Here is a 12,785-nt window from a genome sequence, read left to right on the forward strand (position 1 = left end):
CCTCCCCCTCGTGCGTCCCGTCATCATCTCCCGGAGCCTTCGGGGACCATGCGGCCGGTCCCGCACCGGGCGCGAACCGCCGCCCGGCGTCTGCGTACCCTGCCGACGTGAACGACGACACCACACACCGCAGTCGCGAAGGCCATCGCATACGGATCAGACCGGGCGGCCCGGCCGACGCACCGGCCGTTCTCGGCATGCTCGACGCGGCCGTGGCCTGGATGAACGGCCGGGGCAACACGGAGCAATGGGGCACCACACCGTATGCGCAGAAGCCCGGCGCCGCGGCGCGGGTCGAGCGGTACACGACCGAGAACACCCCGTACGTCGCGGAGCTGGACGCAGTCCCCGTCGGAGCCCTCGTCCTGGATGACGGGCCCAGCCCGCAGCTGCCGATCGCGCCGGCCGGGGAACCCGAGCGGTACGTCCGGCTGCTGGTCTCCGACCGGCGGTACACCGGTCTGGGCGTCGGGGCGGCGCTGCTCGCCCACGCCGTCGACGAGACCCGGCGCGCCGGGGTGGGGCTGCTGCGGGTCGACTGCTGGGCGGGCGGCGGGGGCGAGCTGGTCGCGTACGACGAGCGCAACGGCTTCACCCGCACCGATCCCTTCCTCGACGGGGCCTGGCCGGGGCAGGTGCTGGCCCGGCGGGTCGGCTGACGGCGGGCGGGGCCGGCGAGCGGGGTCAGGGGGCGGCGGGCTCCAGGAGCTGGGGGCCGTTGTTGCGGACGCTGTTGACCGCCGTCGAGACCGCAGTGACGGCGAGACGGCCTCCGGCCGGGGTGTGGAGGAGCGCGCGGAGGTCCGCCGTGTCCTGGTGGGCGGGATCGAGCCAGGTGTCGTAGTCCCCCGGGTCGAGCGCCAGCGGCATGCGGGGGTGGACGCGGCCGGCCGCGTCGGTGGCCTCGGTGGTGATGATGGTGGCCGTGGTCAGCCAGGCCGCCGGGTCGTCGTCGTCCTTCACGGCCGGGTCGCGCCAGAACTCGTACAGCCCCGCCATGGCCATCACCCCCGCGTCGTCGGGGCGGATGAAGTACGGCTGCTTGTACGCCTTGGCCGCGCCGGTGGCGGGCACGGCGACCCATTCGTAGAAGCCGTCGGCGGGCAGCAGGCACCGGCGCCGGGTGAACGCGCGCCGGTACGCTGGCTTCTCGTGCACCGTCTCCACCCGCGCGTTGATCATCCGCGAGCCGACCGCGGGGTCCTTCGCCCAGGAGGGGACCAGCCCCCACCGCACCGGCCGCAGCCGCCGGGCCACCTCCCCGGTGGTGCGGTCGGCCCGCTCGAGGACGGCCCACACGTCATCCGTCGGGGCCACGTTCCACGAGGGCCCGAGTTCCGCGGCGGCGGGATCCCGCTCGGCGTCGAAGAGGCCCGCGAGGTCCTCCGGGGCCCGGGAGGAGGCATATCGACCGCACATGCCTCCACCCTGCCACCCCTCCGGGGGAAACGGGCCGAAACACACCAGTCCGGGCCGCGGCCGGAAGGGAGCGGCCCGCACGGACGCGGCGGCCGGTCCGGGCGTGAAGTGCCCGCCCCCGGGGTACACGTCGGTCACGGTGAGCAAGCACCGCCTCGCCCGGAGTGGCGGTACTGGTCACGGTCGTTGCCCGAAGGCGGTCCGTCGTGAGCCATGACGCAGTCGTACGGCATTCCCCGGCGCGAGTGGGGCGTCAGCGGCAGGAACCCGGCGTGCGACATACCGGGTTCACTCCCGCTCCAGGGGTTCCCCGCCGAACCGCGAACGCCCTGCCGCTCGTTCTCCCTGCACAGCGGCCGACACCGCTGCCGATTCCGTCCCGCGTTTCAGCCCACTCACACCCCGAGGAGCCCTCGTGGCCGTGCTCACCACGATCTCCGTGGTCCTCGGCGCCTGGTGCGCCGCCGGCATCATGACCGCCGCCCTGTACGCCGCCGTGCGCGGCCGCCGCATCCGCCGCCAGCGGGCGATGGCGTCGGCGCTGGAAGGGCCCGTCGCCGGCCCCGCGAAGGCGCCGCCCGCGGAGGCGTCGGAGGAGGCGCAGACCGCGCGGGCCGTGGAGACCCCGGAGGCCGTGGGGACCCCGGAGGCCGAGAAGGCCACGGGCGCCGGGCGGACCACGGAGGCCACGGACGCCGCCTCGCACGCCACGGAGGCCGCGCAGACCGGCGACCTGAGCACCTCCGCCTGACCCTCAGCCCAGGCCGAACCGCATCAGGACCCGGGGATGGCCAGGGGGCTCGGCGCGGCACAGTTCGGCCACCAGGTCACCCCGGCGACGGCCGGTGGGCCGGCTGCGCACGAAGGCTCATACGGCCGGGCCGTCTCCCGGCTGCGCCAGGAGCCGCCGGAGCCACCGGGTCCTGGCCGCGCGCGCGTCCCGGGTCAGGACCGCGTGCGGCGCCAAGCCGTCGAAGCCGTGGCAGGCACCGGGCCACACGTGCAGTTCGGCCTGGCCGCCGGCCTGCCAGATCGCGTTCGCGTACGCCACGTTCTCGTCCCGGAACATCTCGGCCGACCCGGTGTCGATGTAGGCGGGAGGAAGCCGGGAGAGGTCGGTGGCCCGGGCGGGGGCCGCGTAGGGCGACAGGTCCGCAGCGCCGTGGCGGTCGCCCAGCAGCGCCTTCCAGGCGGTGTCGTGCGAGGTGAGGTCCCACATTCCGAGGCCGGACATCTGGTGGCTGGAGAACGTACGGCCGCGGTCGTCGAGCATCGGGGAGAGCAGCAGCTGCCCGAGGGCCGCGGGGCCGCCGCGGTCGCGGGCCAGCAGGGCGAGCGCCGCGGCGAGACCGCCGCCCGCGCTCTTGCCCCCGATCACGATGCGGTCGGGGTCGATGCCCAGTTCGGCCGCGTGTCCGGCCGCCCAGACGAGCCCGGCATGGCAGTCCTCCAGCGGTCCGGGGTACTCGGTGCGCGGCGCGAGCCGGTACTCGACCGAGAGGACGGCCAGGCCCAGCGGGAGGGCCCATTCGCGCAGGATCCGCGGCAGCACGGACCACGCATTGCCCATGATCATGGCGCCGCCGTGCATGTAGTACAGCAGGGGCAGCGGCCCGGCGAGTCCGGCCGGCCGCACGCCCACGAGGGTGACGTCGGGCCCGTGCGGCGGCCCGGGCACCCGGAACTCCGTGACCTCGAAACGGCCGTCGGCGCGCAGGTCCTCGGCGGTCGGCCTGGGTCTGGCGGAGGCGTCCCGTTCCTGCCTGGCCCCGAGGTTGTCCGGGGTGATCGGCTCCCTCGCCCCCTCACCCAAGGCCGCCAGCACGACGGCCAGTTCGGGGTCGAAGGGGGGCGCCGGCGAGGGTACCGGAGGGGGAGTCGGGACGCCGCCGGGCTCCGGGGGCGTGGTGGGGCCGCTCATGTCCCACACCATAAGTCGTCGCCGCAGCCGGCCCGGCGGCGGCGCCCTCGGGACGGTGCGTCAGGCGCCGGCGGCCCGTGCGCTGCGGAAGGTGCGGCGGTAGGTGTCCGGGGGCACGCCGATGGTGCGGTTGAAGTGGCGGCGCAGCGATGCGGCGGTGCCCATCCCGGTGGCTTCCGCGATGGCGTCGATGCTGTCGCCGGTGGTCTCCAGCAGCTCCTGGGCGCGCCGGATCCGCTGCGTCAGCAGCCACTGCAGCGGGGTGGTGCCGGTGGCCGATCTGAAGTGGCGGCTCAGGTGGCGCGAGCTCATGTTCGCGCGCCGGGCCAGGTCCTCCACGGTCAGGGCCCGGTCGAGGCGTTCGATCGCCCAGGGGAACAGCCGGGCGAGGGGATGGTCGTCCTGGGCGGGCACCGGTGCGGGGACGAACTGGGCCTGGCCGCCGGCCCGGTGCGGGGGCACGACGAGGCGGCGGGCGACGGTGTTGGCGACCGCCGAGCCGTGGTCGAGGCGGACCAGGTGCAGGCACAGGTCCATGGCGGCGGCCTTGCCCGCGGAGGTGAGCACGCTGCCGTTGTCCACGTAGAGGACGTCCGGGTCGACCTCCACCCGCGGATGGCGGTCGGCCAGGGCGCGGGTGTGCGCCCAGTGCGTGGTCGCGCGCCGGCCGTCGAGCAGGCCCGCGGCGGCCAGGACGAAGGCGCCCGTGCACAGGGAGGCCACCCGCGCGCCCGCCTCGTGGGCCGCACGGACCGCGTCCACCAGGTCGGTGGGCGGGTCCACGTCGATGTCGGCCCAGCCGGGGACGATGACCAGGTCGGCGGAGGCGAGGCCGTCGAGCCCGCTGTCGGGCTCCATACGGAACCTGCCGACCTGCACGGCGCCCGGGCCGCAGAGGGAGAAGCCGTACCAGGGGTCGGCCACGTGGGACAGGTCGGCGCCGAAGACCTCGCAGGCCAGGGACAGTTCAAAGTGCAGCATCCCGTCGGTGACGGCCAGCGCGACAGTTTTCATGTCCGGAATTGTACGGGCCATGTCGTTCCGGACACTCGTGCCGGTGGCCAACCTCCCGCATGCTGTTCGTAGTTGAACGTTCGAGAGCGCAGGAGAAGCTGATGAGTGCAGGTCAGAGGGTTGCGGTGTTCGGCGCGTACGGGCACACCGGCCGTTTCGTGGTGGCGGAGTTGCTGGAGCGCGGCTTCCTCCCGGTCCTGTCCGGACGCGACGCGGACAAGCTGCGGGCCCTCGCGGCCGCCCACCCGGGGCTCGAGGTCCGGCCGGCCTCGGTCGACGACGCCGCCTCCCTCGACCGGGCCCTGGCCGGAACGGCCGCCGTGATCAACACCGCCGGCCCCTTCGCCACGACCGGCGCCCCCGTGATCGGGGCGGCCCTGCGCGCCGGGATCCCGTACGTGGACGTGGCGGCCGAGATCGAGGCCAATGCCGACACCTTCGGGCAGTTCACGGAACCCGCCCGGGCCGCCGGCACGGTGGTGATCCCGGCGATGGCCTTCTTCGGCGGCCTCGGCGACCTGCTGGTCACCGCGGCGATGGGCGACTGGACGCGGGCCGACGAGGTGCACGTCGCGTACGGGCTGAACAGCTGGCACCCGACCGCCGGCACCCGCGCCGCCGGCAAGGTCTCCGGGGAGCGCCGCGACGGCCGGCGCGTCCGCTACAGCCACGGCCGGCTGGAGTACCACGACGACGCGCTGCCGACCCTGAAGTGGGCCTTCCCCGAACCGATGGGCGCCCGTGAGGTGATCGGCGGGTTCACCATGGCCGACGTCGTCACCGTCCCCAGCCACCTGGACGTTCCCGAGGTGCGCACCTACATGACGGTCGAGGCGGCGGGCGAGCTGGCGGCGCCGGACACCCCGGCGCCGACCGCGGTCGACGAGCGCGGCCGGTCCGCGCAGTCCTTCCTCGTCGACGTCCTCGTGCGCTCCGGCGGAGAGGAGCGGCGCGCCGTGGCGAGCGGCCAGGACATCTATGCCGTCAGCGCGCCGCTCGCGGTGGAGGCGGTCCACCGCGTCCTGACGGGGCGGACCACGACGACCGCCGGGGTCGTGTCCGCCGGAGCGGCCTTCGACGCAGCCGAGTTCCTGGGTTCGCTGTCCGCGCACCTTTCGCTCGATCTGCGCCGGTAGCCGCACCGGCGCACCCGCGGCCTCAGCCTCCCACGTACGCGGCCAGGTGCTCGCCCGTCAGGGTGGAGCGGGCGGCGACCAGGTCGGCGGGGGTGCCCTCGAAGACGATCCGCCCGCCGTCGTGCCCGGCGCCGGGGCCGAGGTCGATGATCCAGTCGGCGTGCGCCATGACCGCCGGGTGGTGCTCCACGACGATCACCGACTTGCCGGCGTCGACCAGCCGGTCGAGCAGGCCGAGCAGCTGCTCCACGTCGGCGAGGTGGAGGCCCGTGGTCGGCTCGTCCAGGACGTAGACCCCTCCCTTGTCGCCCATGTGCGTGGCCAGCTTGAGCCGCTGCCGCTCGCCGCCGGACAGGGTGGTCAGCGGCTGGCCCAGGCTGAGGTAGCCGAGCCCGACGTCGGCGAGCCGCTCGAGGATCTTGTGGGCGGCCGGCGTGCGCGCCTCGCCGTCGCCGAAGAAGGCCACGGCCTCGGCCACCGGCATCGCGAGCACCTCGCTGATGTCCCGACCGCCGAGGTGGTACTCCAGCACCGAGGCGTCGAACCTCTTGCCCTCGCACTCCTCGCAGGTGGTGGCGACGCCCGCCATGATCGCGAGGTCGGTGTAGACGACCCCGGCGCCGTTGCAATTGGGGCAGGCACCCTCGGAGTTGGCGCTGAACAAGGCGGGCTTGACGCCGTTGGCCTTGGCGAAGGCCTTGCGGATCGGGTCGAGGAGTCCGGTGTACGTCGCCGGGTTGCTCCGCCGCGAACCGCGGATCGGGGCCTGGTCGATCGACACCACGCCTTCGCCGGCGGCCCCCGAAAGATGGGGCAGCGAGCCGTGCACGAGCGAGCTCTTGCCGGAGCCGGCAACGCCCGTGACGACGCAGAGCACACCGAGCGGGACGTCCACGTCGACGTCGCGCAGGTTGTGCGCCGTCGCTCCGCGGATCTCCAGGGTCCCGGTGGCCGTCCGCGTCTTCTCCTTCACGGCGGCCCGGTCGTCGAGGTGGCGGCCGGTGATGGTGTCACCGGCGCGCAGCCCGTCGACGGTGCCCTCGAAGCAGACGGCGCCGCCCGCCTGACCCGCGCCGGGGCCGAGGTCGACGACGTGGTCGGCGATCGCGATCGTCTGCGGCTTGTGCTCCACGACGAGCACGGTGTTGCCCTTGTCCCGCAGGCGCAGCAGCAGGTCGTTCATCCGCTGGATGTCGTGCGGGTGCAGGCCGGTGGTGGGCTCGTCGAACACGTAGGTGACGTCGGTGAGGGAGGAGCCGAGGTGGCGGATCATCTTGACGCGCTGCGCCTCGCCGCCCGACAACGTGCCCGCCGGCCGGTCGAGGGCGAGGTAGCCCAGGCCGATCTCGGTGAACGAGTCGAGGGTGTGCCGCAGGGCGTCGAGCAGCGGCGCCACCGAGGGGGCCTCGACCCCGCGGACCCATTCGGCCAGGTCGCTGATCTGCATCGCGCAGGCGTCGGCGATGCTGATCCCCTGGATCTTCGAGGAGCGGGCGCCCTCGCTGAGCCGGGTGCCTTCGCACGCGGGGCAGGTGGTGAAGGTGACCGCCCGGTCGACGAACGCCCGGATGTGCGGCTGCATGCCCTCCTTGTCCTTGGCGAGCATCGACTTCTGGATCCGCGGGATCAGACCTTCGTAGGTCATGTTGATGCCCGCGATCTTCATCCTGGTCGGCTCGCGGTGCAGGAAGTCGGCCAGCTCCTTCTTGGTGAACTTGCGGATCGGCTTGTCCGGGTCGAAGAAGCCGGATTCGCTGTAGAGCCGGGAGTTCCAGCCGCCTCCCGTGTAGCCGGGGACGGTGATCGCGCCTTCCGCGAGCGACTTGGAGTCGTCGTAGAGCTGGGTGAGGTCGAGATCGGTGACCGAGCCCCGGCCTTCGCAGCGCGGGCACATGCCGCCGGTGATGCTGAAGCTGCGGCGCTCCTTCACCTTCTGCCCGGCGCGCTCGACGGTGACGGCGCCGGCCCCGCTGATCGATGCGACGTTGAAGGAGAACGCCTTCGGCGAGCCGATGTGCGGCTGCCCGAGGCGGCTGAAGAGGATGCGCAGCATCGCGTTGGCGTCGGTGGCGGTGCCGACCGTGGAACGCGGGTCGGCGCCCATCCGCTGCTGGTCGACGGTGATCACGGTGGTCAGTCCGTCGAGGACGTCGACCTCGGGCCGGGCCAGGGTGGGCATGAAGCCCTGTACGAAGGCGCTGTAGGTCTCGTTGATCAGCCGCTGCGACTCCGCGGCGATCGTGTCGAACACCAGCGAGCTCTTGCCCGAGCCGGACACGCCGGTGAACACCGTCAGCCGCCGCTTCGGGATCTCGATGCTGACGTCCTTGAGGTTGTTCTCGCGCGCACCGTGCACGCGGATCAAGTCGTGGCTGTCGGCAACGTGCGGCGCGGGCGGCTGCCTGTCCGTCCTCGTGGCCTTGCTCATCGTGTCTCCGTCTCTGCGCTGGACTCTGCCGTGCCGGACCTGTTGCGAAGGATCAGTGGCGAACGATCGGTTGAGGATGATCTGTTCGATCTAATCAGCTCCGGGCTCAGCTCAGCTCGTTGATCCGGATCAAGTTGCCTGCGGGATCGCGGAAGGCACAGTCGCGTGCGCCGTAGGGCTGCTCGGCGGGCTCCTGCACGAACTCCGCTCCCCCGGCCTTCAGCCGCTCGAAGGTGCCGTCGAGGTCGGTGGTGCCGAGGACGATGCGGGCGTAGGTCCCCTTGGCCATCATCTCGGCGACGGTACGGCGCTCGTCCTCGGTGATCCCGGGGTCGGCGGCCGGCGGCTCCAGCACGATCGAGGTGCCGGGCCGGCCGGCGGGGCCGACCGTGATCCAGCGCATCGCACCCTGCCCGACGTCATTGCGGACCTCGAAGCCCAGGATGTCTCGGTAGAAGGCCAGGGAGGCATCGGGGTCGGTGTGCGGGAGGAAGGTCCAGTGAACGGTGATGTCTGTGTTGTCCATGTCCCTCACGCTAGCCGCGCCCCCGTGACCGGGGCTTCTCCAATCCTGATCGGTTCCGCCGGAGGCACGGCCGACGCCCGGCGGACGGATCATTCGCCGGTACGGAGTGCCTCCCGCAGGGCCTGCGCGAACTCCTCGGGGGCGCCCTCCCGGCCGTACTCGCCGCCCAGGAATCCACCGTGGTGGCTGGGGAACACGCTCAGCACGGTGCCGAGCGAGGCGGCGGTCTCCGCCGCGGCGCGGGCGGGGAACTCCCCCTCGGATTCCTTGCCGGCCGCGATGACGATGCGTGTCGGCGCGGCGCGCAGCGCGCCGAAGTCGGGCCGGTGGCCGGTGCAGGTCCGCATGTTCTGTCCCAGGAGGGCGTCGTCCCGCGTGCCGTCGTCCTCGGTCGGCAGCCCGAACTGGGCGGGCGACGGGAGCGGCTCGTCGGCCCAGTCCGCAGGGAAGGGCCCCTTGCGGGCCACCACGGAGAAGAACTTGACCATCGCGGGCCCCGTGCCCTCGCGCAGGTAGGTCGCGTGGATGTCCGCGCAGACCTCCAGCACCACCTCGCGGTCCGGGAGCACCTGCGCCAGGGGCGGTTCGTGCGCGACGAGCGTGCGCACCAGGGGCCCGTGCCGCTCGACGAGGGCGAGCGCGTTGACGGCGCCGCCGCTGCTCGCGAAGACGTCCACCGGCCCGGTGCCGAGGGCCTCGATCACGCGTCGCAGGTCGTCGGCGTGCTCCTCGGGCGTGTTCTCCGGCGCGCCGTCGGTGCGGGGGCTGCGGCCCACTCCCCGCGGGTCGTAGGTGACCACCGTGCGGTCGGTGAAGTAGGAGGCCAGGGTGGCGAACCCGGTCGCGTCCATCGGCGAGCCGACCAGCAGCAGCGCGGGGACGCCGGCCGGTCCGGCGGCGCCCGCGGGGCTGCGGACGTCGTAGGTGATCCCGGCCCCGACGGCGTCCAGGGTCCGGGTCTCGGTCTCGATGTCGGTGATGTCGGCCATGTCGGTCTCCTCGGTGGGTCCGCGAACGTCGTTCGTCGCTCGTCACAGGGATGGACCGACGCCGCCACCGGAACTCATCGGTCCCGCTCGAAGATCTTCGGGATCCGCCCGGCGACGATCACACCGGCCGTTCGTGTGACGATGTCCCGTCGGCACATCCGCACCTCATGGGGGGACCATGCGCACCCGCACCACCACTGCCACGACCGGCCTCGTTGCCGCGCTCGCAACGATGCTGATCCTGGGCGGGTGCACCGCTCCCGGCGGGGCACAGCGCGGGGCGGCGGCCTCCTCGGCTCCCGCGTCCGCGCCCGCCCCGGGCGGCGGGGCCGGTTTCGACGGGCCCAGGCCCCAGGACCAGAACCTGCTGGCGTGGACGGGCGACCCCAACGACGCGGGGCACGTCACCGCCCAGTCGGCCGCGGGCGTCGGCGGGCGGGTCACCCTGGTACGGATCGTCCTGCGCGAGCAGATCACCTGGTCGAACATCTGGCTGGGCCTGGCCGGCATCGACCCGAACGCCCAGCTCGCGAACTGCTACCTCGGGGTGTACGACGCCAACGGCGCTCTGGTCGGGACCACCGAGGACGTCTCGCCCCAGCTGATGACCGACGCGATCGCCAAGCCGTTCGCCCTCACCAAGCCGTTCACGGCCGCCCCCGGCACGTACTTCATCGCCCTGCTGCTCAACGGCAACTGGGCCACCAACGGGCTCACCCTCAAGGCCACGGGCGCAGGCATCTCGGTCAACGCGGGCCTGGCCCCGCCGCTGCTGCGCTACAGCACCGTGCTGACCGGTCAGACCTCGCTGCCGCGCACGGTCAACCTCGCGGAACAGTCCACCAGCACCATCAACACGGGCTGGGCCAGCCAGTGGTACGCCGTCTCGTGAGCATGACGCCGGGGCCGGCGCATCCCCCCTCGGATGTGCCGGCCCCGGCGCGTTCACGGGCTGCCGCACCTACTGTGCGGACACCTTCAGCAGCTTGTTCGGGGTTCCGCCGCTCGGGTTGGTGATCTTCCCCGGGGTCGCCCCTGCGGTCAGTGCCTGCGCGACCTGCGAGGGGGACGCGTCCTTGTGTCCGGCGAGGTAGAGGGCGGCCGCACCCACCACGTGCGGGGTCGCCATCGAGGTGCCGGAGATGGTCTTCGTACCGGTGTCGCTGTCGTTCCAGTCGGAGGTGATGTCGGAACCGGGTGCGTAGAGGTCCACGACCGGGCCGAAGTTCGAGAACGAGGACTGGGCGTCGTCGGCCGTACTGGAGGCCACGGTGATGGCCTCGGGGACCCGCGAGGGAGAGCCCTGCCCGGCGTCGGCGGACTCGTTGCCCGCCGCCACGGCGAAGGTGACACCGGCGGCTATCGACCGGCGGACCGCTTCGTCGAGAGCCTCGTCGGCGCCGCCGCCGAGGCTCATGTTGGCCACGGAGGGCCCGGTGTGATGCTGCGTCACCCAGTCGATGCCCGCCACGACCTGCTCGGTGGTACCCGAGCCGTTGTCGTCGAGGACGCGGACGGCGACGATCTCGGACTTCTTGGCCACCCCGTGGGAGGTGCCGGCTATGGTCCCGGCGACGTGCGTGCCGTGCCCGTTTCCGTCGTCGGCGCTCTGGTCGTTGTCCACGGCGTCGAAGCCGTACGCGGCCCGGCCGCCGAAGTCCTTGTGGCTGATCCGTACCCCGGTGTCGATGACGTAGGCGGTGACGCCCTCGCCGCCCGAGTCGGGGTACGTGTACTTCTTGTCCGCCGCGGTCTGCGTCTGGTCGATGCGGTCGAGGCCCCACGACGGGGGGTTGTCCTGGGTGGTGCTGATGGAGAACTTCTTGTTCTGGACGACCTTGCCCACGGCCGGGTCCGCGGCGAGGCGCTTGGCCCCGGTCTCCGAAAGCCCTGCCACGGAGAAGCCGTCGACGGCGGACGCGTAGGTGCGCTTCAGTTCGCCGCCGTACTTCTTGGCCAGCGCCGGTTTGTCCGCGGTCTTGTCGAGTATGACGATGTAGCTGCCGCTGAGCGCTCCGGGTGCGCCCAGCCCGTACACCGTTCCCTCGGGCGGGGTGTTCGCGCCCGCGAGGGGGGACAACAGCATGCAGACACCGGTTGCAGTGGCGACTCCGGTGGCCACTGCAAGGACCTGGAAGCCGCGCGAACGGGTGCGTGCGTGCCTGTGAGTTGACATGGAGAGAGTGCTCCTCGTGTTGACGTGTGGGGCGTCAAAGCAATCCTGCGCAGCCCGCCGGGATCCGGAAGATCTCCGGAGGGGCACTCGAAACCCTGACCGATTACGGGAGTTGATTCAAGGGCGCCCCATGCGCCGGGAGTTGTTCGACAAGCTTTCTCAAAGAGTCCTCCCCGCCAGCCCCTCGGAATGACCACACTCTTCGAACCACCCACACATACACATCACTTACGGGTGCAATCGCGAACCGGAGCGATGGCCACCTGTTCGCCGAGTCGCTGGAGGGAGCCAGGGAATCGGGGCGCGGCACCATACGCCGAGGGGCCGCACCCACCATGGGTGCGGCCCCGTTCGCGCAAGAAGGGTCCGACGAGGAGTCCCCGCCGTCAGCGGCGGATCATGCTGCCGTGCCGGTCCAGGCCCGGCGCCGGTCCCGGGATGCGATGACCGGCCGGTCCGCCCAGGAGGCACTGCGCAGGGCAGCGGTCAGCCGTTCACCGTCGAGCTGGAGGTCCGCCCTCCAGGCCGCCCGGCCGCACACGGAGACGAACGGGCCCGGGAGGCCTGCCGATCAGGCCGTCAACCGCAAGCGTCGACCGGCCCCTTGTACCCGGCCCCGGCGTCGCACTCCGTGCCGCCGCGGGTGACCTCCGCGCACAGGCCGGTTTCGACCTTGCCCAGGAGTCGGGCCAGTTCGGCGCGTTCGGCGGTGTCCAGGCCGTCCAGGGTCTGGCGCTCCAGCTCGCCCCAGGCCCGGCGCACCTCGATCAGCAGTCCGCAGCTGGCCTCCGTCGCCTCGACCAGAGAGGCCCGCCGGTCCAGGGGGTCGGGACTGCGCCGCACGTGGCCGGCCTGCTCCAGGCGCTGGAGCATCTTGGTCACCGTCGAAGGGTCGAGGCCGAGCGCCTTGATCAGCTCGGACTGGCGCACGGCCCCGCTGTCCCAGAGGTGCATCATCAGGAACTCCTGCCCCGGGTGCAGACCCAGGTCCCGCAGGAGTCGCCCCGCCGCGATCCGGTGGAGCCGGGCCACCCTGCTGATCGCGTGGCTCACCGGCCCGTCCAGTACGGCGCCGGGCACCGCGCACGTCGAGGCGGGGCGCGATTCCTGCGCTGATTCCGCGGTCACGGCGCGCTCCTCCTGGTCGATCGGCAGTTCCCGGGGCGGATTCTACCC

General features: G+C 72.6%; 12 protein-coding genes. 4 read left to right on the plus strand and 8 right to left on the minus strand.

The window, feature by feature from the left end:
• The first annotated feature begins 197 nt into the window (after positions 1-197).
• Positions 198-659, plus strand: coding sequence for a GNAT family N-acetyltransferase (locus ACIGFK_RS20055; protein ID WP_400053065.1), 462 nt, complete (start codon positions 198-200; stop codon positions 657-659).
• Between the two features lie 25 nt (positions 660-684).
• Here ACIGFK_RS20055 and ACIGFK_RS20060 read toward each other — a convergent pair whose 3' ends face one another.
• Positions 685-1,419, minus strand: a complete 735-nt coding sequence (locus tag ACIGFK_RS20060) for an SOS response-associated peptidase (protein WP_376656065.1) — start codon at positions 1,417-1,419, stop codon at positions 685-687.
• Between the two features lie 415 nt (positions 1,420-1,834).
• On the opposite strand from ACIGFK_RS20060, the gene ACIGFK_RS20065 reads away from it, so the two are divergent.
• Positions 1,835-2,170, plus strand: coding sequence for a hypothetical protein (locus ACIGFK_RS20065; RefSeq protein WP_400052939.1), 336 nt, complete (start codon positions 1,835-1,837; stop codon positions 2,168-2,170).
• 117 nt (positions 2,171-2,287) lie between these two features.
• On the opposite strand, the gene ACIGFK_RS20070 is transcribed toward ACIGFK_RS20065, so the two are convergent.
• Together ACIGFK_RS20070 and ACIGFK_RS20075 are read right to left on the minus strand one after the other, a co-directional pair.
• Complete coding sequence (locus tag ACIGFK_RS20070) at positions 2,288-3,340, minus strand: alpha/beta hydrolase (protein WP_400052941.1); 1,053 nt, start codon at positions 3,338-3,340, stop codon at positions 2,288-2,290.
• A 60-nt stretch (positions 3,341-3,400) separates the two neighbouring features.
• Positions 3,401-4,354, minus strand: coding sequence for a helix-turn-helix domain-containing protein (locus ACIGFK_RS20075; protein ID WP_400052943.1), 954 nt, complete (start codon positions 4,352-4,354; stop codon positions 3,401-3,403).
• A gap of 101 nt (positions 4,355-4,455) precedes the next feature.
• Here ACIGFK_RS20075 and ACIGFK_RS20080 point away from each other — a divergent pair, with 101 nt between their 5' ends.
• The gene (locus ACIGFK_RS20080) at positions 4,456-5,490 is read left to right on the plus strand and encodes a saccharopine dehydrogenase family protein (RefSeq protein WP_376656061.1); all 1,035 of its coding nucleotides are present in this window, start codon (positions 4,456-4,458) and stop codon (positions 5,488-5,490) included.
• A gap of 22 nt (positions 5,491-5,512) precedes the next feature.
• Here the strand turns inward: ACIGFK_RS20080 and ACIGFK_RS20085 are convergent, their stop codons facing one another.
• From ACIGFK_RS20085 to ACIGFK_RS20095, 3 genes are all read right to left on the minus strand, one after another.
• Entirely contained in the window at positions 5,513-7,918 is a 2,406-nt protein-coding gene (locus ACIGFK_RS20085; RefSeq protein WP_386465537.1) for an ATP-binding cassette domain-containing protein, read from the minus strand.
• Positions 7,919-8,024: 106 nt separating this feature from the next.
• Positions 8,025-8,444 carry a VOC family protein gene (locus tag ACIGFK_RS20090; protein WP_386465539.1) on the minus strand — a complete coding sequence of 140 codons (420 nt, stop codon included), beginning with the start codon at positions 8,442-8,444 and terminating at the stop codon, positions 8,025-8,027.
• A gap of 89 nt (positions 8,445-8,533) precedes the next feature.
• A complete protein-coding gene (locus tag ACIGFK_RS20095) occupies positions 8,534-9,433 on the minus strand; it encodes an alpha/beta fold hydrolase (RefSeq protein WP_386465542.1) in 900 nt (299 codons plus the stop codon).
• A gap of 178 nt (positions 9,434-9,611) precedes the next feature.
• Between ACIGFK_RS20095 and ACIGFK_RS20100 the strand changes: the two genes are divergently transcribed.
• On the plus strand, positions 9,612-10,325 hold the full coding sequence (locus ACIGFK_RS20100; protein WP_386465545.1) for a hypothetical protein: 714 nt from the start codon (positions 9,612-9,614) through the stop codon (positions 10,323-10,325).
• 69 nt (positions 10,326-10,394) lie between these two features.
• On the opposite strand, the gene ACIGFK_RS20105 is transcribed toward ACIGFK_RS20100, so the two are convergent.
• The gene (locus tag ACIGFK_RS20105; protein WP_400052947.1) at positions 10,395-11,609 is read right to left on the minus strand and encodes a S8 family peptidase; all 1,215 of its coding nucleotides are present in this window, start codon (positions 11,607-11,609) and stop codon (positions 10,395-10,397) included.
• A 579-nt stretch (positions 11,610-12,188) separates the two neighbouring features.
• Complete coding sequence (locus tag ACIGFK_RS20110; RefSeq protein WP_376656053.1) at positions 12,189-12,737, minus strand: MarR family winged helix-turn-helix transcriptional regulator; 549 nt, start codon at positions 12,735-12,737, stop codon at positions 12,189-12,191.
• Between the last annotated feature and the right edge of the window lie 48 nt (positions 12,738-12,785).

Origin of the sequence: Streptomyces sp. NPDC085524, from assembly GCF_044541755.1 — a bacterium.
Taxonomy (GTDB): domain Bacteria; phylum Actinomycetota; class Actinomycetes; order Streptomycetales; family Streptomycetaceae; genus Streptomyces.